This is a genomic window from Pseudomaricurvus sp. (assembly GCF_965662505.1).
GTDB lineage: Bacteria > Pseudomonadota > Gammaproteobacteria > Pseudomonadales > Cellvibrionaceae > Pseudomaricurvus.
Map to the genome: position 1 here is coordinate 26,425 of NZ_CBFIHX010000002.1, position 19,526 is coordinate 45,950.

Here is a 19,526-nt window from a genome sequence, read left to right on the forward strand (position 1 = left end):
AGAAGGGCTCCAGGTTTTAAAGCACCAGGCCAAAAAATGCTGGAATACCACGGTAGCGATGATCTGCCGACCATTAAGTACAAAATCAGGAAGAACTAATCAGGAGAGTCAGCTGAGATGGGACAACAAGTAATGTGTAAGCCACAAACAATTCACAAAAGAGTTGTTGCGCTGTTTGTCAGTGTTTTTTTCAGTGTGTTGTGGGCGCAAGCGCAAGCACAGGGCAGTTCACAAGCGAACTCCTCTGAAAACTATCCCGCTGACGGCCCCTACGCTCTGGTTGAGCAGGTGACCCGGGATATTTTGAATGTCGTAGAAGATCAGAAAGACTTGCTGGAGCAGGATCCAGAGGCTTTCTATAGTTCGGTTGGTGAGGTGCTTTCGCCGGTAGTTGCGTTTGATTATATCGCCCGGGGCGTGATGGGCAGCTATGCCAAACAGGCTAGCCCTGAGCAGCGGAAACGCTTCAGTAAGGTGTTTCGGGATAATCTGATCAGCACTTATGCCAAGGGTATGGCGGTGTATGGTCAGCAGAAAATTGTACTGGTTGAACCTGATCAGCCGGTGGGTGAGCAGCGCAAAGTGAGTGTTGTACAGAAGGTGCAAACCGAGGAAGCAGAACATACGGTCAACTACACTATGGGCAAGAGCAAACTGGATGACAGCTGGAAACTGCTCAATGTGACCATCAACGGGATTAATCTGGGCGTCACTTTCCGTTCACAGTTTTCCCAGGCTATGAGAAAAGACGGTGATCTGGATCAGGTCATCGATGGCTGGTCTGCCCAAGGTGCCGTAAAAGGCTGAGGTGGGCCGTCGCAGCTGTAAAGGTCCGTGCGACAAAGCTGAAGACTGGGGTGAAAAGTGAAGTGGTTGGCATGAGTTTCAACGGATTTTGCTTTTTGCTCTGACTCTAAGTGCGTGAGCAGGTCTTTTTCTTTACACTCCATTTTCTTTAAAATGCGGTGCCTTTTAATTGGGGTGTCGTAGAGTCGAATTCGAATCCCCTGCAAATTCGTCGTGATCAGACAGGTCTGGCCGCCAGCCAGTTATGCGGCTCAAGCGGGGGACACATGCCCAAATCGGGCATTTTTAGCCATTGAACAAACGAGGACAGGGTATGCAGCCTGAAGAAATCAAAGCCTTATTGGAACAGCAAATAGCCAGCAGCCAGGTTGAGGTGAGTGTCGATGGCAGTCACGTGAACCTGATTGTGGTCAGTACGGCGTTTGAGGGACTGAACCCGGTGAAAAAGCAGCAGCTGGTTTACGGAGCGCTGTCTGATCAGATCGCCAGTGGTGTTATTCATGCGGTCAACATGAAAACCTACACTCCGGAACAGTGGGCTGCGGCCCAGTAATCGGGTGGCAACAAGCCGTTTCCGGAGTTTTCGGACCGGTCTATTCAGATTCATTACTTTTGACAGATAAGCGACTCCATACATGGATAAATTAATCATCACAGGCGGACGTGAGCTGTCCGGCGAAGTTCGGATTTCCGGTTCGAAAAACTCAGGCTTGCCAATTTTGGCGGCGACTTTGCTGGCCGATTCGCCGGTGCATGTGTGCAACCTTCCGCATCTGAATGATATTACCACCATGCTGGCGCTGTTGCGCTGTATGGGGGTAGGGGTGACCATCGATGAAAAGATGTGTGTCGAGATCGACCCGACCAGTATTACCGATTACACCGCGCCCTACGATCTGGTGAAGACCATGCGCGCCTCGATTCTGGTGCTGGGGCCGATTTTGGCTCGTCATGGAGAGGCAAACGTCTCTTTCCCTGGTGGTTGTGCTATTGGTAGTCGCCCGGTAGATATCCATCTGCGCGGTCTCGAAGCCATGGGCGCAGAAATTGAGGTCGATGAAGGTTATATTCGCGCCAAATCCAATGGCCGCCTCAAGGGTGCGCATATCTTTATGGATATGGTAACTGTGGGCGGTACTGAGAACCTGTTGATGGCGGCGGCGTTGGCCGAAGGCACCACGATTCTGGAGAACGCTGCGCGCGAACCGGAAGTGGTCGATCTGGCCAATTGTCTGGTGGCCATGGGCGCCGAGATTAGCGGTATTGGCACCGATACCCTGACAATTAAAGGTGTCGAGCGACTGGAAGGCTGCACCTACTCGGTAATGCCGGATCGTATTGAAACGGGTACTTTCCTTACTGCGGCCGCTGCCGCTCGTGGTCGGGTACTGTTGAAAGATACCGATGCAAGCATTCTGGAAGCGGTACTGTTGAAGCTGGAAGAGGCGGGAGCCACGATCACCACCGGTCCCGACTGGATTGAGCTGGACATGAAGGGCAAGCGCCCCAAGGCGGTCAGTTTGAAAACCGCACCCTATCCGGCTTTCCCGACGGATATGCAGGCTCAGTTCACGGCGATGAACGCGGTCGCCGAAGGCACGGGAACCGTCATTGAGACCATTTTTGAGAACCGTCTGATTCAGATTCATGAGTTGAACCGGATGGGGGCCAACATCAAGCTGGAGGGCAATACCGCCATCGTCACCGGTGTTGAGAAGCTGAAAGGCGCACCCGTGATGGCTTCGGATTTGCGTGCCTCTGCCAGCTTGGTGATTGCCGGCATGGTGGCGGAAGGTGAAACCATCGTCGATCGCATTTATCATATCGACCGCGGGTACGAGTGTATCGAAGAGAAACTTCAGCAGCTGGGTGCCAATATTCGTCGGGTGCCCGGTTAACCGAAAGCTGCTTTAAGTTATTAGAGCCTGATGGCTGTTGATGTCATCAGGGCCACTGAAAGAACGTAAGAATTGAGTTATGTCGCACATGTTGACCATTGCCCTCACCAAGGGGCGCATCCTGAAAGAAACTCTGCCATTGCTGGCGTCTGCGGGCATTGAGCCTGCGGAAGACATTAGCAAAAGCCGCAAGCTGATCTTCGCGACCAATCAGGAGCATGTGCGCCTGCTGGTGCTGCGCGGCAGTGATGTGCCTACCTACGTTAAATTTGGTTCCGCGGATATTGGCATTGCCGGTAAAGATACGCTGATGGAAAGCGGCGCCGAAGGCCTGTATGAGCCTGTGGATCTGGGCATTGCCCGTTGTCAGCTGATGACAGCGGCGGTTAAGGGGGTGCAGACCCCCGAAGGCCGTATCAAGGTGGCAACCAAGTACGTCAATGTCGCTAAACAGTATTACGCTGCGCAGGGTCGTCAAGCTGATATTATTAAGCTCTACGGCGCGATGGAGCTGGCTCCGATTATGGATCTGGCCGATGAGATCGTTGATATTGTCGATACCGGTAATACCTTAAAAGCCAACGGTCTTGAGCCTCGTGAGCACATTGCGGACATCAGTTCTCGTCTGATTGTGAACAAGGCGTCCATGAAGATGAAACACGATCAGATCCAGCAGGTTATTGATGCCGTTCAGCGGGCTGTTGTTAATCAGTAGTTTGTTAAACAGTAGGTTGGTAATCAATAGGTTGTTAAGTAGATTCCGCTGTTGAGGCGTATTTGAACAGTTGAAGCGCAATTTGAACAAGAGAAGTTTGAGCTCTGCTTAGGAGCTCTATTTAGCCCCCAGTGAGGCCAGGTCATGTCATCCACCACACCCATCAAACAACTTAACGCCAGTGCTGCAGACTTTGACAGTCAGCTGGAGGCGCTGTTGGCTTGGGAGTCCGTATCGGATCATGCGGTGGCGGATACGGTGGCTAAGATTCTGGCCGATGTGAAGTCCACCGGTGATGAGGCTTTGTTGCGTTACACCAATCAGTTTGATCGTCTGGATGCGACCACTGTGGCGGATTTGGTGGTGCCAAAAGCCCGCCTGCAAGAAGCCTTAACCAAGATCACTCCAGAGCAGCGCCAGGCGCTGGAAACCGCTGCCGATCGCGTGCGCCGTTATCACGAACACCAGAAGCAGGATTCCTGGAAGTACACCGAGGCCGACGGCACGGTGCTGGGGCAGCAGGTGAGAGCCATGGATCGTGTTGGTCTGTACGTTCCTGGGGGTAAGGCGTCTTACCCGTCATCGGTGCTGATGAACGCCATGCCCGCGAAAGTGGCGGGCGTGGAAGAGGTGGTGATGGTGGTGCCGACGCCGGGCGGCGAAGTGAATGAAATGGTGTTTGCTGCGGCTGCTATTGCCGAAGTGGACATGGTTGTTACGGTGGGCGGTGCCCAGGCGGTAGCGGCTCTGGCTTACGGTACTGAAACCGTGCCCAAGGTGGACAAGATCGTGGGGCCCGGCAATATCTTTGTGGCCACTGCCAAGCGCTCCGTCTTCGGCACGGTAGCCATCGATATGATTGCCGGGCCTTCTGAAATTCTGGTGATTTGCGATGGTAAAACCGATCCGGACTGGATTGCCATGGATCTGTTTTCTCAGGCAGAGCACGATGAGCAGGCTCAATCGATTCTGGTTTCACCGGATGCTGAGTTCCTGTCACAGGTGCAGGCCAGTGTTGATCGTTTGCTGCCGACGTTGGCTCGTGAAGAGATTGCCCGTCAATCTATGACCAGTCGAGGCGCATTTATTCTGGTTGAAGATATGGCGCAGGCTGTTGACGTCAGCAACCGAATAGCTCCTGAGCATTTGGAGTTGTCAGTGGCTGATCCGGAGGCGCTGTTGCCACAAGTTCGTCACGCTGGCGCCATTTTTATGGGGCGTCACACCGCCGAGGCCATCGGTGACTACTGTGCCGGACCCAATCACGTACTACCGACCTCGGGAACGGCACGCTTTTCCTCGCCGCTGGGGGTGTACGACTTCCAGAAGCGCAGTTCGATTATTTACTGCTCGCCAAGAGGCGCTTCCGAGCTGGGTAAGGTGGCTTCTGTGCTGGCTCGCGGAGAGTCTCTGGAAGCGCACGCGCGCTCTGCGGAATACCGTATTCTGGAGGATTAAGACTGGCGTGTATGCCAGTCTTGGGTCAGGTTTTTTACTCTGTCAGCTGTTAGCCGTTGTTCGGTTGTACTCTGGTCCTTGTTTTAGCTCTTGGCGGGAGGCTTGACCCCCAGCACACCGTTTAAGGTCACCTTCTGGCCGTTTCTGAGAACTTCGATTTCGATCTCGTCCCCTGGCCGCCCTTGAGCAACCTGCATCATACTCAGGCGTCCGTCGCTGACCGTCACATTGTTCATCCGCAGAATAATATCGCCGGGCTGTAAGCCTGCTTGAAACGCCGGACTGTTTTTGTAGATGGCGGTGATGATGACGCCTGTAGGTGCGCTAAGTTTGAACGACTGTGCCAGTTCGGGTGTCATCTGCTGGGCTTCAATTCCCAGCCAGCCACGAACCACCTGCCCATAACTGACCAAATCCTGCATCACCTTCACTGCAGTATCGGCGGGGATGGCAAAGCCAATGCCCACGGAAAAGCCGGTTTTATCCAGAATGGCGGTATTGATACCCAGCAGATTGCCGTGGGCGTCGATCAGTGCGCCGCCGGAGTTGCCAGGGTTGATGGCCGCATCGGTTTGAATGTAGTTCTCGTAGGTGTTGATGCCCAGACCGTAGCGTCCTGTGGCGCTGATGATGCCCTGAGTCACAGTCTGTCCGACACCAAACGGGTTGCCGATGGCCAGAACCACGTCGCCAATATGGGCGTTTACGGGATCGCCGACTTTGATGGAGGTGAGATCATTCAGGGTGATGCGGAGTACGGCCAGATCGCTTTCCGGGTCAGTGCCTACCAGTGTGGCCTGGGCTTCACGGCCGTCTTGCAGTAACACCAGAATTTCGTCAGCACCTTCGATTACATGGTTGTTGGTGAGAATGTAGCCCTCGGGGCTGATAATGACTCCGGAGCCGAGAGCGGACTGCATGCGCTCCTGCTGGGGCAGGTCGGAGTTGTTGAAGAAGTGGCGGAACAGTGGATCGTCCAGCAATGGGTGTCGACGGCGTTTGAGTTGCGTTCGAGTGTAAATGTTTACTACGGCTGGAGCGGCGTTCTCGACAGCCTCGGCGTAGGAGACGGGCCCGCCCCATCCGTTGGCGCTGGGGCTGAGGTTACCGATCTGAAAGCTTCGGTCAGAGGTATTGCTTTCACCGCTGTGGTTGTTGTTCAGCCACAGGATGATGCAGGCGCCCATTAGCAGGCCGGCAATGACGGGCCAACCGAGAGATTTTGTCAGGCGGGAAAAGGGCAAGTGGGGCTCCGCAGTTGGTTTGGTAATGTCAAAAGCTGTTCAGCTTGACGTCTAAAGCAGTAGTCAAGGCCGGATTATAGAGGGGATTGCCGCCACTAGGCCAGTCGGCGGGTGCTTTGCCGGGTCTTTTGCTTATCTTGCTGGCGCTTGAGAGGTAAGCGATGCCTTCCCGCCGAGAGGCGTCGGGAGGCTTGGAGGGTGGCCAGCAGTGGTTGTGCGCGGGTGGGCTGGCTCCTGGTCTATTAGGCGTCTGCTTTACCCGTCTTGGGTTTCAGCGGGTGGTCGGCATTGTCCTCGTGTGAAGGGTGTGGATCGAGGCCAAAGTCTTCACTCAGTTGTCCTTTGCCGTCGGCACCTCTGGGAGCCCAGTCCCGGGGAGCCATGGTGCCGTGCTCGTCGCGGCTGCTGGTGTCTTTCGCTTTACTTGAGGCGGGCAGCAGCTTGCCGTCTGCGGCGTCGATAAGCTGTCGACTGATGTCGGGGTTGGTGAGCTTGAGAGCGCTGTCGGCCAGGTATTCGTGCACTTCTTTGTAGCTTTGGGTTAGGGAATTGACCAGTTGCGACGTCTGGGCAAAGTGCTCCGTTACATCCTGCTGGTAATCCTTCAGCTTGTCCTCGGCTTTATTGACCCGGTTTTCCAGTTCACGATTCTGCTTCTCATCGGGGTGCAGGGACTTGGTCAGAATGGCTCCAAGCGCTCCGCCGATCAGTAGGGCTGCGATTGCGGTGATGATAAGTGTGCTGAGTGTGAACACTAAAAAGTCTCCTGGTCAAAACGATGTTGGGAAGCGGGTCCGGTGCTGCCTGGTGTGCTGGCCATTTGCCATTGCGTACGAAGGCACGTGTACCGCAAAGCCAAGGATACCACCTTTGCTTAAGGGTGCCGTTGTTTTATGGCACTGCTGTTAATCTGGTACTTTTATAGGGTGCTTGGCTATTATCAGCACTTTCTTTAGTCGTTATTATACGCCCTTTCTTTGCCGCTATGCTTATTCTTTGTGGGGAATCTGGTCACAGGGTTTGGCGTTTTTGCCGTGGCGGCATTCTCGCAGGCTTGCGTCAGCATAGGGTGGCCGCTACAGTGAGCGCCGTTTTGTCGTCGAACTCCTTAACTTCTCGTGATAGCGAAGAGGTAATGACAAAAGAGGTATGGCGGCGTGCATGGCTGGGATGACCTCCTATTTTCTGACAGCTTAAAATTGAAGATTTTCTACCAATGATACTCAGGGCGCTTATCTCTTTACGTCAGGCCTCTCTTAGGCAGGGCTATTTAAGGCAGGCTTCTCTAAAATTGGTCCATCAAAAACAGGTGCAGGCATGATGGCGAACGCAGGAACACCTTTGGAGCGCTATCAGGCTGATCTGAAAAAAGACGGCTTTAACTACGATCCTGCTCAGGAGATGGCGGTTAAGCTGCTGCAAGACCTGTATGACCGCTTGGTGACGGGGTGGCAAAAAGAGCGGGCTCCCAAGGGGCTTGTCGGGCGTCTGAAGAACGTCTTTGGGGCCCCGCCGCAGCGCGAATTGCAGCGAGGCCTGTATTTTTGGGGCGGCGTCGGTCGCGGCAAAACCTATCTGATGGATAACTTCTACGAGAGCCTGCCTTTTTCCGACAAAATGCGGGCTCATTTTCACCGCTTTATGCGTCGTGTGCATCAGGAATTGCGCTCGCTGGATGGTCAGAAAAACCCGCTCGACACCGTGGCGGACCGTCTTGCCGCAGAGGCGCGGGTAATTTGTTTTGATGAGTTCTTTGTGTCTGACATTACTGACGCCATGATTTTGGGGACTTTGATGCAGGCGTTGTTTGATCGCGGCGTGTCGCTGGTTGCAACCTCCAATATTGTGCCAGATGGCCTTTATAAAGACGGTCTGCAGCGGGCTCGATTCCTTCCTGCCATCGATATGTTGAACCAGCATACGCAGGTGGTGAATGTGGATGGCGGGGTGGATTACCGTCTGCGGGCTCTGGAGCAAGCCGAGTTGTACCACTCACCGCTGGATGCTGAAGCCGATGCCAGCTTGCTGACCAGTTTTGAGAGTTTGGTGCCGGACAAGTCCGAGATTCGCGCCAATACCTCTATTGAGGTCGAGGGACGCCCTATCCAGGCGCGTTTTGAGGCGGACGACGTGGTCTGGTTTGATTTTATGGCGCTGTGCGATGGCCCTCGTTCCCAGAACGACTATATTGAACTGGCCAAGGAGTATCACGCTGTCTTGGTGGCGAATGTTCCTGCGCTGGCACGGGATACCGATGATCAGGCACGCCGGTTTATCAATATGGTGGATGAGTTCTACGACAGGAATGTAAAGTTGATTATTTCGGCGGCGAATCCACTGGCAGAAATCTACGGTGGCGGAAAGCTCAACTTCGAGTTTGAGCGCACAGTCAGTCGGCTGCTGGAAATGCAGAGTCAGGAGTATCTGGCCGCCCCTCATCGGCCTTAGACTGGGGATCGCTGAGCGAAATTTACACTTGCGTTGGCGGATGGCTGTCTATATACTCCGCGCTCCCATTTTTGGGCTTGTTTTACAAAATTCGTCGAAGGCAAATACAACATGAAGACTATTAGTGCCAAACCAGGATCAGTTCAGCAAGACTGGTTCATTGTCGACGCAGAAGGCAAAACTTTGGGCCGTATGGCCGCAGAGATCGCAACTCGTCTGCGTGGAAAGCATAAGCCAGAATACACTCCGCATTGCGACACCGGTGATTACATCGTTGTTGTTAACGCTGAAAAAGTGCGTGTAACTGGTAACAAAGCCAAAGGCAAGATCTACCACAGCCACACCGGCTATCCTGGTGGTCTGAAATCCATCAGCTTTGAAAAGCTGATCGAGAAAGCCCCTGAGCGTACTATCCAGAGTGCTGTTAAAGGCATGCTGCCCCGTGGGCCGCTGGGTCGTGCAATGTTCAAAAAACTGAAAGTTTACGCTGGTACCGAGCATCCACATGCTGCGCAACAGCCTAAAGAACTGAACATCTAATCAGGAGCTGATGATAATGGCTGCAACACAATACTACGGTACCGGACGCCGTAAAACTTCCACAGCTCGCGTATTTATTACTCAGGGCAGTGGTAACATCGTTGTTAACGATAAGACTCTGGATGAATACTTCGGCCGCGAAGTGGCTCGCATGATCGTGCGTCAGCCGCTGGAACTGGTTGATATGGTTGAGAAATTTGATATTAAAGTTACCGTTAAAGGCGGTGGTAGCTTCGGTCAGGCCGGTGCAATTCGCCACGGTCTGACTCGTGCTCTGATGGAGTACGATGAGAGCTTGCGTCAGTCTCTGCGTGCAGCGGGTTATGTAACTCGTGATGCTCGTGAAGTTGAGCGTAAGAAAGTGGGTCTGCGTAAAGCACGTAAGAAGCCACAGTTCTCGAAGCGTTAATACGTTTCTGCAAAGAGAATCGTCTTGCTTTGGCGGTTCGACTTGCACAAAATTGGCCCAGATTGCATACAGTCTGGGCTTTTTTTTGCGCTCGTGTCTAGAATACCCTTATTGGAAAGGTGGTTATGCCTTGTCAGGGGGGGGTAACTTCTTTACTATGTGGCGATTTATTTAAGCTATTTTAAACAACCGTAAATCTTTAAAATTCAGTAAGTTACTGACTGTTTTGTAGGCACTGCAGCCAGTAGAACTCATGTTGTTAAAGTAACGCTGTTATGGGAGAAAAACGTCATGAGCAATGACGGAGTGAACGCAGGTCGGCGCCGTTTTCTGACGGCCGCTACCTCTGTAGTTGGGGCTGCAGGTGCGGTGGGAGTTGCTGTTCCTTTTGTGGGTTCCTGGAACCCCAGCGCCAAGGCCAAAGCGGCCGGTGCGCCAGTGAAAGCGAATTTAAATAATATCGAAGAAGGCCAGATGGTTGTCGTAGAGTGGCGCGGTAAGCCTGTCTATGTTGTACGCCGTACGGCAGAAACTCTCGCCAACCTCCCCAAGCTCAATGACGAGCTTCGCGACCCTGAGTCGGTTGAGCCTCAGCAGCCTGAATACGTGAAAGGTGTGGCCAGAACCATCCCGGGTAAAGAAAAATTTCTGATCCTGCTGGGTCTGTGTACTCACTTGGGTTGTGCTCCGATGTATCGCCCGGAAGTGGGTGCCGAAGATTTGGGTGGTGATGAGTGGTTAGGTGGTTTCTTCTGCCCGTGCCACGGTTCTAAATACGACCTTTCCGGCCGGGTTTACAAGGGCGTTCCTGCCCCGACGAACCTGGAAGTTCCCCCACACTCATACGACACTGACACGGTCATTACCGTCGGTGTGGATCAGGAGGCTTAAGAATGAGCAAATGGACTGATTTTATGGGTTGGGTTGACGCACGTTTGCCGGTGACGCGCGCGTGGGAAACCCACATGAGCAAGTATTACGCTCCCAAGAACTTTAACTTTTGGTATTTTTTCGGGGTTCTCTCGATTTTGGTACTGGTTAACCAGCTGTTAACCGGTATCTGGCTGACCATGAACTACACGCCCAGTGCCGAAGAGGCGTTTGCCTCGGTGGAATACATCATGCGTGATGTGGACTACGGCTGGCTGCTGAGGTACATGCACTCCACAGGCGCTTCCGCATTCTTTGTGGTGGTCTATCTGCACATGTTCCGTGGCCTGATGTACGGTTCCTACAAGGCTCCTCGCGAGCTGGTGTGGATTTTCGGTATGACCATCTATCTGGCGCTGATGGCCGAAGCCTTTATGGGCTACGTGCTGCCGTGGGGACAGATGTCCTATTGGGGTGCCCAGGTTATTGTTTCCCTGTTTGGTGCAATTCCAGTTGTGGGTGATGATCTGGTTCAATGGATTCGCGGTGATTACCTGATCTCCGGTGCGACCCTGAACCGCTTCTTCTCTCTGCACGTGGTTGCGTTGCCGATTGTGATTCTGGCTCTGGTGGTCATGCACATTCTGGCACTGCACGAAGTGGGTTCCAACAACCCGGACGGCGTTGAAATCAAGAAGAACAAAGATGAAAACGGCGTGCCGAAAGATGGCGTTCCTTTCCATCCCTTCTACACAGTCCATGATCTGGTGGGCGTGACGGTATTCCTGTTTGTTTTCTGCTTCGTTCTCTTCTTTATGCCAGAGATGGGCGGGTTCTTCCTGGAGTATGCCAACTTTGAAGTGGCTAACGGTCTGAAAACCCCTCCGCACATTGCGCCGGTTTGGTATTTCACACCTTTCTACGCCATCCTGCGGGCTGTTACCATTGATATTGGTCCACTGAGTTCCAAGTTCCTGGGTCTGGTGGCCATGGGCGGTGCGATTGCGATTCTGTTTGTCTTGCCGTGGCTGGATAAGAGTCCTGTGAAGTCCATGCGTTATAAAGGCTTTATGCCTCGCGTATCGCTGATGTTGTTTGCGGCCATGTTCGTTGTACTGGGTTACCTGGGTGTGAAAGCGCCTACGGAAGGTCGTACAGTTCTGGCTCAGCTGGCGACGGTGTATTACTTCGCTTACTTTATCCAAATGCCGATGTTCACCAATCCGCTGAAGAAGCAGACGGGTATTGTGAATATCGTCATCAGCCTGTTGCTGGGTGCGTTGCTGCTGAAGCTGTCTTGGGTAGGCTCTGACAAGTACCCGCTGTTTATCAGCCTGTTTGGTACTGTGATGGGTCTGTTTGTTGCGGCAACACCTTGGTTAACCGCCAAAGATGGCGTCGAGCCCGAGCCTGAGCGTGTGCAGTCCAAAGGCTTGCCGAAAATGCTGGTTTGGGGTGGCTTTATTCTGTTCCTGTTCCTGACCATCGCACCCATCAAAGCGGTTGCTGCGGAAGGGGCTTTTAATTGTGGTGCCATCCAGTGTGATGAGATGGTGCCAGACTTGAAAGACAAAGAGTCCCTGCAACGTGGTGCCAAGTGGTTCGCTAACTACTGCATGGGCTGTCACGCAGCAAAGTTTTCACGCTACCAGCGTGTAGCGGATGACCTGGGTATTCCTCATGAAGTCATGTTGGATAACATCGTCTTTGGCGACCAGAAAATCGGTGAGCTGATGGAAATTCCCATGCAGCCAAGTCAGTCCAAAGCCTGGTTTGGTGCCTCGCCACCGGATTTGACACTGGTTGCCCGCTCTCGTTCTCCGGAGTGGCTCTACACTTATTTGCGCAGCTTTTACGCCGATGACACGCGCCACACTGGCGTTAACAACAAGGTCTTCGATAAGGTTGCCATGCCGCACGTGATGCTTGAGCTGCAAGGCTTGCAGGAGTGCGCGCCGGGCCCGAAACTTGACCACCACGGTAAAGTGATTCGCGATCCGGTGACGGGTGAAGCCATTGCTGAAGCCGAGTGTGGTAGTCTGCAAGTTGGCAAGGTGAAAGGGACCATGGATGAAAAGGAATTTGATCAGGCCATATACGATCTGGTGAATTTCCTGGAATACATTGCTGAGCCGGTTGCGGTTGATCGTGAGCGCATCGGTGTCTACGTGCTGTTGTTCCTCGCCGTATTGTTTGTTTTTGTCTACCTGTTGAACCGCGAATACTGGAGAGAAATCCACTAGATTTTCGGGGTTTGGCTTTCCGGGCGGTCTGCATAAGCAGTCCGCCCGTTTGTGTTTTTAAATTCTACTTATTGAGGTGAAGCCCATGGGCGTTGTGGCCAAGCGTTCTTCCATGACCTATTTTTCTGATGCGTGTGACCATTACAGTCATCGTGTTCGTATTGTTCTGGCGGAAAAAGGTGTGTCCGTTGATATCATTGACGTGGACCCTAAAAACAAGCCGGAAGAACTGGCAGAATTGAACCCTTACAATGCTTTGCCGACTCTGGTGGATCGCGATCTGTCTTTGTACGAAACCAAAGTTATGATGGAGTATCTGGATGAGCGTTTCCCTCATCCACCGCTATTGCCTGTCTACCCGGTAGCACGTGCCCAGACTCGTCTGTGGATGCATCGCATCGAGAATGACTGGAGTCCTATGGTTGACACCATCATTAATGGGAAAAACAAAGAAGCCGCAGCAAAAGCTCGTAAAGAGCTGAAAGAAAGCCTGCTGACAATTGCACCGATCTTCTCTGAACTGCCTTACTTTATGAGTGAAGAGTTTACCATCGCTGACTGTTGTCTGGCTCCGATCTTGTGGCGTCTGCAGCAGATGGACATCGAACTGCCGAAAACCAAACAGGCCAAGCCGTTGCAGGATTATATGGATCGTCTGTTTGCCAGAGAGTCATTCCAGGAGAGCTTGACCGAGCTCGAGCGGGAAATGCGTCTCTAATCGTTGCTGAATCACGATGCTGCCGAGCTGGCAGCGTCGTTATGACACAGTCAATGTGGTCTAGCGACCAGGTAAGGAATTTTCAATGGGTATGACATCTAGCCGACCGTATATGTTACGGGCACTCTATGACTGGATAGTGGACAATGAGTGTACGCCGTATCTACTGGTGGACGCTCACGCTTCTGATGTGGAAGTGCCACAGCAGTATGTGAACAAGGATGGTCAGATTGTTCTGAATATTGCGCCAACCGCGGTGGTGGGTTTAACCATTGAAAATGCTGCGGTGAGCTTTAATGCACGTTTCGGCGGCATTCCCACGAATATCTATGTTCCCTGCTCCGGAGTTTTGGGGATTTACGCCCGAGAGAACGGCCAGGGCATGATTTTTGAGCCGGAGCCTGAACTGGATCCTGAGCCGCCAAAGCCGACGACCAAAGATAAAGCTGAAAAATCGGTTGAGCCTCAGACGGATGCTAAACGCCCCAGTCTGAAGGTTGTGAAGTAAGTCAGGTGAAGTAAGTTGCGATTGTCGTGACGATGGCAAAAGGCGCTGCCCAGGGGGTAAGCGCCTTTTTTATTTGAGGAGTCGTATTTTGCCGGAACTGAAAACCGTTGGACTGTTTGCGGTGACTGCGTTGGCCGAAATTATTGGCTGTTATTTGCCGTACCTTTGGCTGCGCGAAGGGAAATCCATTTTGTTATTGGTGCCTGCGGCACTGAGTTTGGCCGTCTTTGCCTGGTTGCTGTCATTGCACCCAACGGCAGCGGGCAGGGTCTATGCAGCCTATGGTGGCGTCTACATTATGATGGCGATTTTGTGGTTGTGGATTGTCGATGGCGTTCGTCCAACAGCCTGGGATTTGCTTGGCTCTGGTGTTGCGTTACTGGGCATGGCCATTATTATGTTTGCTCCTCGCTCCTCATAATTCTCGACGGCTGCTGTTCATTCCGGGCTGACAGGACAATTTCATGGCAAAACCGCAAAGCAAAACTGAAAAGAAAATAGATAACAATATCCGTCTGGCTTTAACGGATGTCTGTGAGCAGGTGTTGGGACGACTTCAGGGGTTCGAGTGGTTGACCCATCAGGCGAATTACACCAACTTCCCAGCCAGCCTGTTAGTCACTTGTGTATTTGATACAGAAGAGAATCTTCAAGCTGCGATAACGACTGGCGAAGCCGAGCAGTTGAAGAAGCAGATTCAGATGAAGCTGCTGAAAATTGGGGTGAAATTCAAAGCTCTGAATCAACAGGTGGTGTTTGATTCGGAAGAGGCTTGTGAGTTGCACAGTGAAGGTAGCTGGGCCAGACGACTGGAGGCTCGCAAGGGGCGCAGTGTGTTGAAAAACCGGCCAAGCTGAACTTGTGAGACTTAAACAAAAAAGGCGATGGTGTGAATCATCGCCTTTTTTGTTTGCGGAGGGAGTGTTATTGCTGCAATTCCTTCTCGCTGAACTGACCGGCAAACAGGATGCTGGACAAATAGCGTTCGCCAGAGTCAGGCAGAATGACAACGATATTTTTACCACCATTCTCGGGCAGCTCTGCCAGGTGCAGGGCCGCAGACAGTGCTGCGCCGGAGGAAATGCCTGCCAAAATACCTTCTTCTTTCATCAAGCGTTGTGCCATCTCAATGGCATTTTCATTACTGACTTTTTCGACGCCATCGACCAGGGAGATATCCAGGTTCTTTGGGATAAAGCCGGCGCCAATACCCTGAATTTTGTGAGGGGAGGGCTGTATCTCCTCGCCGGCGATGGTTTGGCTGATAACAGGGGAAGCTTCAGGTTCTACTGCGATGCACTTTACATCCAGTCCTTTGGTATTTTTCAGGTAGCGGGCGGTACCGGTCAGGGTGCCGCCAGTGCCAACGCCCGCGACAAAGATATCCACCTTGCCTTCGGTATCTTCGTAAATTTCAGGGCCGGTGGTTTTTTCGTGAATCTCGGGGTTGGCCGGATTTTCAAATTGTCGCGGCATAAAGGTGCCTTGTGGATCCTGCGCTGCAATTTCTTCGGCTTTGGCGATGGCGCCGTTCATGCCTTTTTCGCCAGGAGTCAGTTCCAGTTCGGCTCCCAGCGCTTTGATCAGCTGACGACGCTCCAGACTCATGGTGTTGGGCATGGTCAAAATCAGTTTGTAGCCTTTTGCGGCGCACACGAACGCCAGTGCAATGCCTGTGTTGCCGCTGGTGGGTTCAACCACGGTCATGCCTGGTTTTAGGGCGCCGCGTTTTTCTGCGTCCCAGATCATATTGGCGCCAATGCGGCATTTTACCGAGGTGGCGGGATTGCGTGACTCCAATTTAACGAAGACATTTTTATCGGTAATCCGGTTCAGCTTGACCAGTGGCGTTTTGCCGATGGTCAGCGAATTATCTTGGTAAATCTGGCTCATCACTTAAATCCTTTGGTTGGTTAATTAGCCCTAAATCGCCATTGAAACGCACCCCGAAACGGCTGGCAAGCAAAACCATATATAGCCTTTTGGGATTAACTTAATTTTGCTAATTACGAATTCGTATTGGTGACTTGTCCTTAACTCCTTAATACTGACTCTGGAGTCCTTAGAAAATATAATGAAAAAGGAGCGCTGTATGGCCATTTTGGAACATACCCTTGGAATCCTGCTACATCCCGATAAAGAATGGAAAGCGATTCGCAACGAACGCCATTCCTTTCTGCAAGTCTTTATTAGTCACGTGCCGTTTCTGGCGCTTATCCCAACTCTTGCTTCTTATTATGGCGTCACTCAGGTGGGGTGGGTCGTTGCCGATGGAGAGCCCGTGCGGCTGACGGCAGCCAGTGCCATGAGTCTGTGTGCGGCGACCTATGTCGCGTTACTGGCAGGTGTGTATCTGTTGGGGGAATTTATTAACTGGATGGCGAAAACCTACGGTGTCGCCGGTAGCGACGAAGAGCGTCACTATGAGGGAACCGCGCTGGCGGTGTATGTCTCGACGCCGATCTTCCTGGCAGGAATTCTTCAGGTGTATCCCGATCTCTGGGTGAATGCTCTGGCCACGGTGATTGCGGGTGCCTATGCAGTGTATCTGGTGTATGAAGGCATTCCGATTCTGATGAACATTTCCAAAGAGCAGGCCTTTATGTACGCCACGTCGGTAGTGACTGTGGGCCTGGTGATGATGGTGATTGTGCGGGTTGGTTCTGTACTGGTTTGGGGGATGGGAATGGGGCCTGTCTACGTGGATTGACCCGCTAAAGAAACCAGCAAGCAATCATAATATCCCAATAAAAAAGAGCCGAAAGGCTCTTTTTTTGTGTTTGCTAACAGGGTTTCAGTTTATGTGTGTTGGTCTTCATACTGCTACTGACGTGATGTCTTACAGCAGTCGAAGTAGTGGTTTTACTGCAGTAGCGGCGGCACTGGGCAATCAAGGCAGTCGGCAATAGCTCGGAACAGTTCGTATTCCTGCGGATCCACTTTGCCATCGTGCTGAATGCAGGCGATTAACGCTTTCAACAGAGCCGGTTTTTGCAGCGGCTTAAGCTGTTGCAGTTGCTGAATGGCGCTGTCGAGCATGGGAAGAGAGAGTTGACCGTCCCCCAGCAGAGGCAGGTTGGCCAGTCCCAGTTTAGCCATGGCACTATTGTAAGCGGCTTCAGCGGGGGCTGCAGCATTGTGCCCGGCCGTGGCCAGAGTGCTGATCAGTTGTTGGCAGGGTACGCCCAGCTGGCGGATGCTGGCGCTTGCTGTGTGGTTGGAGCTCTTTGGTTCCATGGTGTTGATCAGCATCCGATACAGTGCCCACTCAAACGTATCGACTTGTTTGTCGGCCTTGATCAGAGCAATCACATTTTCTTTAAAAAGCTGGTATTGAGGTGTCGACAGAGTTTTCAGGGCTGAGGTCGTGAGTGTGAACAGCGGCAATCGCAGTGTTCTGGGCAGCTGTTGCACAGAGCTCTGCAGCTCCTGAGTGAGTTTAAAAACGACCGGATGCGCCCGTTGCTGTAGCTGTTGCCACTGGCTGTCGGCAGTGTCCGTCTGAATCAGCAGGCTGTAGATAATCGCTCTGGCTGCAAACGGATCATGTGCCGCCTCGGACAAGTGATCGGGGATGTCTTGCAGCACGCGTTGTGCCTGCTGAACATGCTCTGGCGTGGGTGAGCCGATGTCTTCAAGAGAAATGTCCGCAGTGGCGACATCTCTGTCTGCTGTTGTTGGATGAGCGCTTGAGGTATGGGGTTGGGAGGCGGCAGAGCCTGCTCCCGCCGCAAAGCCGCTCACAGCCTCGCTGGCGTTGGGTGACGCTGAACTTCGGGGGCCTGAATACTCTCCGTTCCAATTGGGATCGATGCGCTTGATGCGGGTTTCCAGTGGCGGGTGAGTGGCCATCAGGCTGTTCATGGAAGAGAGAATCGCCTCGCCGAAATACATATGGCTGTACTCTTCGGCGTTGGGGTGGCGAATCTCCGCCGCATGACTGAAGCCGCCAATCTTTTGCAGCGCCTGGCTGATGCCGTCGGGATTGCGGGTGAATTGCACGGCCGAGGCATCCGCCAGAAATTCCCGCTGGCGACTGACAGCGGCTTTAATCCATTTACCAAAAAACGTGCCCGCATAACCCAGAATCACAAGACCCAGGCCGAGACCGAGCATGGCGATACCGGAGTTGTCTTTATCCCGTCGACTGCTGAACCCCTGACTGTACATGCCGCTGCGCAGCAGAATCGATCCCAGCAGACCGATAATCAAAATGCCGTGCAAAATACCGATCAAGCGAATGTTGATGCGCATATCACCGTGCAGGATGTGGCTGAACTCATGAGCGATGACGCCCTGAAGCTGTTCTCGATTCAGCAGTTTCATACAGCCGCGGGTAACACCAATGACTGCGTCGTTGGCATCATAACCGGCGGCAAAGGCGTTGATACCGTCTTCATCCAGTAGAAACACCGGTGGCACCGGGGTGCCGGAGGCGATGGCCATCTCTTCCACCACATTGAGGAGTTTGCGCTCATCGGCATCGGCGGTATTGGGTTGCAGGCGTCGTCCGCCCAGAGATTCCGCGACTTTTTCACCGCCACCGGAAAGCTGCATCAGTTTATACAGGCTGCCAATGGCCACCACACACAACACCACTGCCGCAATCCCGCCCACCAGATCCCAGCTGACGATCTGCATGATGCCCGTGACGCCGCCATCAATCTGTTGCAACGGCGCGTGACGTTTTTGATTTTGAACATCGAAAAAGTAGAGGAATCCGGCGACGAAAGCTGTCGTGATGGCAATCAGGCTCAATATTGCCATCCCAAAAAGCACAATAAGACGGGTGGTGTTTTTACGGGCCTGATCCTGATGTTCAAAAAAGTTCATGGTTCGACTTACTGTTGCTGAGGTTGATGAGCGGAAGTGGTGGTGACGTTGGGAGGGCTTGCCGAGTTGATCCCGGCAAGCCTCTCACCAACAGACTGAATACAAACAGAGCGGTAAGAATGCTGCTTTAGAACGAGATTTTAGGGGCTGCCTGAATTTCCGCAGAATCCTCAAACTCCAGCAGACTGGCATCTTCGCGATGACCAAAAAAACCGGCAAAAAAGACCGGTGGGAAAGTCTGCTTGTAGGTATTGTATGCCGTCACAGAATCGTTAAAGGCCTGACGAGAAAATGCGACCTTGTTTTCGGTGCTGGTCAGCTCTTCCGATACCTGCATCATGTTCTGATTGGCTTTGAGGTCCGGGTAGGCTTCCATGACCACATTCAGGCGGCCCAGTGCGTTGGTCAGAGCGCCTTCGGCGCCGCCCAGTGCGTTCATTGCTGCGCTGTCACCAGGTGCGTTGGAGGCCGCTTGCAGTCCCTGTACCGCGCCATTTCGGGCGCTGATGACCGCTTCCAGTGTTTCTCTCTCGTGTTTTAGGTAGCCCTTGGCGGTTTCGACCAGATTGGGAATCAGGTCGTAACGGCGTTTCAGCTGGACTTCAATTTGAGAAAAGGCGTTTTCGTAGCGGTTTTTCAGACTGACCAGCTGGTTGTAGATGCCGATGACGTAGAAAACCAGGCCGGCCAAAACCACCAGAATGATGATGGATGAAATATCCATAAGTCGTAATCCCTTATTGCTATAAGTGTTCGTGTACAGGAGCCAGTCGGAACCCCGGCAAGGGGTTTCTAAAGTCGGTCTCTAGGCGCCTCTGTTGTCGTGACGTTGCCA

20 protein-coding genes are annotated in these 19,526 nt (G+C 52.8%); 15 read left to right on the forward strand and 5 right to left on the reverse strand.

What is annotated here, in order from left to right; all coding sequences use genetic code 11:
* Positions 1 to 117: 117 nt before the first annotated feature.
* The 5 genes from ACTG33_RS00455 (at position 118) to hisD (ending at position 4,878) form a co-directional block, all read left to right on the forward strand.
* Positions 118 to 807 carry an MlaC/ttg2D family ABC transporter substrate-binding protein gene (locus ACTG33_RS00455; protein ID WP_439133191.1) on the forward strand — a complete coding sequence of 230 codons (690 nt, stop codon included), beginning with the start codon at positions 118 to 120 and terminating at the stop codon, positions 805 to 807.
* A 313-nt stretch (positions 808 to 1,120) separates the two neighbouring features.
* A complete protein-coding gene (locus ACTG33_RS00460; RefSeq protein WP_439133192.1) occupies positions 1,121 to 1,360 on the forward strand; it encodes a BolA family protein in 240 nt (79 codons plus the stop codon).
* A gap of 82 nt (positions 1,361 to 1,442) precedes the next feature.
* A complete protein-coding gene (gene murA / locus ACTG33_RS00465) occupies positions 1,443 to 2,705 on the forward strand; it encodes a UDP-N-acetylglucosamine 1-carboxyvinyltransferase (protein ID WP_439133193.1) in 1,263 nt (420 codons plus the stop codon).
* Between the two features lie 79 nt (positions 2,706 to 2,784).
* Complete coding sequence (gene hisG, locus ACTG33_RS00470; RefSeq protein ID WP_439133194.1) at positions 2,785 to 3,420, forward strand: ATP phosphoribosyltransferase; 636 nt, start codon at positions 2,785 to 2,787, stop codon at positions 3,418 to 3,420.
* Positions 3,421 to 3,564: 144 nt separating this feature from the next.
* Positions 3,565 to 4,878 carry a histidinol dehydrogenase gene (hisD, locus tag ACTG33_RS00475; RefSeq protein ID WP_439133195.1) on the forward strand — a complete coding sequence of 438 codons (1,314 nt, stop codon included), beginning with the start codon at positions 3,565 to 3,567 and terminating at the stop codon, positions 4,876 to 4,878.
* Between the two features lie 83 nt (positions 4,879 to 4,961).
* Here the strand turns inward: hisD and ACTG33_RS00480 are convergent, their stop codons facing one another.
* Positions 4,962 to 6,065, reverse strand: a complete 1,104-nt coding sequence (locus ACTG33_RS00480; protein WP_439133223.1) for a trypsin-like peptidase domain-containing protein — start codon at positions 6,063 to 6,065, stop codon at positions 4,962 to 4,964.
* A 299-nt stretch (positions 6,066 to 6,364) separates the two neighbouring features.
* Positions 6,365 to 6,877: a YhcB family protein gene (locus ACTG33_RS00485; protein ID WP_439133196.1), complete on the reverse strand. Its 513-nt coding sequence runs from the start codon at positions 6,875 to 6,877 to the stop codon at positions 6,365 to 6,367.
* Between the two features lie 565 nt (positions 6,878 to 7,442).
* On the opposite strand from ACTG33_RS00485, the gene zapE reads away from it, so the two are divergent.
* The 9 genes from zapE (at position 7,443) to ACTG33_RS00530 (ending at position 14,715) form a co-directional block, all read left to right on the forward strand.
* Entirely contained in the window at positions 7,443 to 8,570 is a 1,128-nt protein-coding gene (gene zapE, locus ACTG33_RS00490; RefSeq protein ID WP_439133224.1) for a cell division protein ZapE, read from the forward strand.
* Positions 8,571 to 8,681: 111 nt separating this feature from the next.
* Positions 8,682 to 9,110, forward strand: a complete 429-nt coding sequence (rplM, locus tag ACTG33_RS00495; RefSeq protein WP_167181171.1) for a 50S ribosomal protein L13 — start codon at positions 8,682 to 8,684, stop codon at positions 9,108 to 9,110.
* Positions 9,111 to 9,126: 16 nt separating this feature from the next.
* Positions 9,127 to 9,519: a 30S ribosomal protein S9 gene (gene rpsI, locus ACTG33_RS00500; RefSeq protein WP_439133197.1), complete on the forward strand. Its 393-nt coding sequence runs from the start codon at positions 9,127 to 9,129 to the stop codon at positions 9,517 to 9,519.
* 291 nt (positions 9,520 to 9,810) lie between these two features.
* On the forward strand, positions 9,811 to 10,410 hold the full coding sequence (gene petA / locus ACTG33_RS00505; RefSeq protein ID WP_439133198.1) for a ubiquinol-cytochrome c reductase iron-sulfur subunit: 600 nt from the start codon (positions 9,811 to 9,813) through the stop codon (positions 10,408 to 10,410).
* A 2-nt stretch (positions 10,411 to 10,412) separates the two neighbouring features.
* A complete protein-coding gene (locus tag ACTG33_RS00510) occupies positions 10,413 to 12,632 on the forward strand; it encodes a ubiquinol-cytochrome c reductase (RefSeq protein ID WP_439133199.1) in 2,220 nt (739 codons plus the stop codon).
* Positions 12,633 to 12,717: 85 nt separating this feature from the next.
* Positions 12,718 to 13,350 (forward strand): stringent starvation protein SspA, encoded by a 633-nt coding sequence (gene sspA, locus ACTG33_RS00515; protein WP_439133200.1) that lies wholly within the window; start codon positions 12,718 to 12,720, stop codon positions 13,348 to 13,350.
* An 85-nt stretch (positions 13,351 to 13,435) separates the two neighbouring features.
* On the forward strand, positions 13,436 to 13,858 hold the full coding sequence (locus ACTG33_RS00520; protein ID WP_439133201.1) for a ClpXP protease specificity-enhancing factor: 423 nt from the start codon (positions 13,436 to 13,438) through the stop codon (positions 13,856 to 13,858).
* Between the two features lie 88 nt (positions 13,859 to 13,946).
* Positions 13,947 to 14,279 carry a YnfA family protein gene (locus tag ACTG33_RS00525; RefSeq protein ID WP_439133202.1) on the forward strand — a complete coding sequence of 111 codons (333 nt, stop codon included), beginning with the start codon at positions 13,947 to 13,949 and terminating at the stop codon, positions 14,277 to 14,279.
* Positions 14,280 to 14,322: 43 nt separating this feature from the next.
* Positions 14,323 to 14,715, forward strand: coding sequence for a Fis family transcriptional regulator (locus ACTG33_RS00530; RefSeq protein ID WP_439133203.1), 393 nt, complete (start codon positions 14,323 to 14,325; stop codon positions 14,713 to 14,715).
* A gap of 67 nt (positions 14,716 to 14,782) precedes the next feature.
* Here the strand turns inward: ACTG33_RS00530 and cysK are convergent, their stop codons facing one another.
* Positions 14,783 to 15,751, reverse strand: coding sequence for a cysteine synthase A (gene cysK, locus ACTG33_RS00535; RefSeq protein ID WP_439133204.1), 969 nt, complete (start codon positions 15,749 to 15,751; stop codon positions 14,783 to 14,785).
* Between the two features lie 199 nt (positions 15,752 to 15,950).
* Here cysK and ACTG33_RS00540 point away from each other — a divergent pair, with 199 nt between their 5' ends.
* On the forward strand, positions 15,951 to 16,568 hold the full coding sequence (locus ACTG33_RS00540) for a Yip1 family protein (RefSeq protein WP_439133205.1): 618 nt from the start codon (positions 15,951 to 15,953) through the stop codon (positions 16,566 to 16,568).
* Between the two features lie 152 nt (positions 16,569 to 16,720).
* On the opposite strand, the gene ACTG33_RS00545 is transcribed toward ACTG33_RS00540, so the two are convergent.
* Entirely contained in the window at positions 16,721 to 18,691 is a 1,971-nt protein-coding gene (locus tag ACTG33_RS00545; protein ID WP_439133206.1) for a M48 family metallopeptidase, read from the reverse strand.
* A 127-nt stretch (positions 18,692 to 18,818) separates the two neighbouring features.
* Positions 18,819 to 19,415: a LemA family protein gene (locus tag ACTG33_RS00550; protein WP_439133207.1), complete on the reverse strand. Its 597-nt coding sequence runs from the start codon at positions 19,413 to 19,415 to the stop codon at positions 18,819 to 18,821.
* Positions 19,416 to 19,526: the final 111 nt, after the last annotated feature.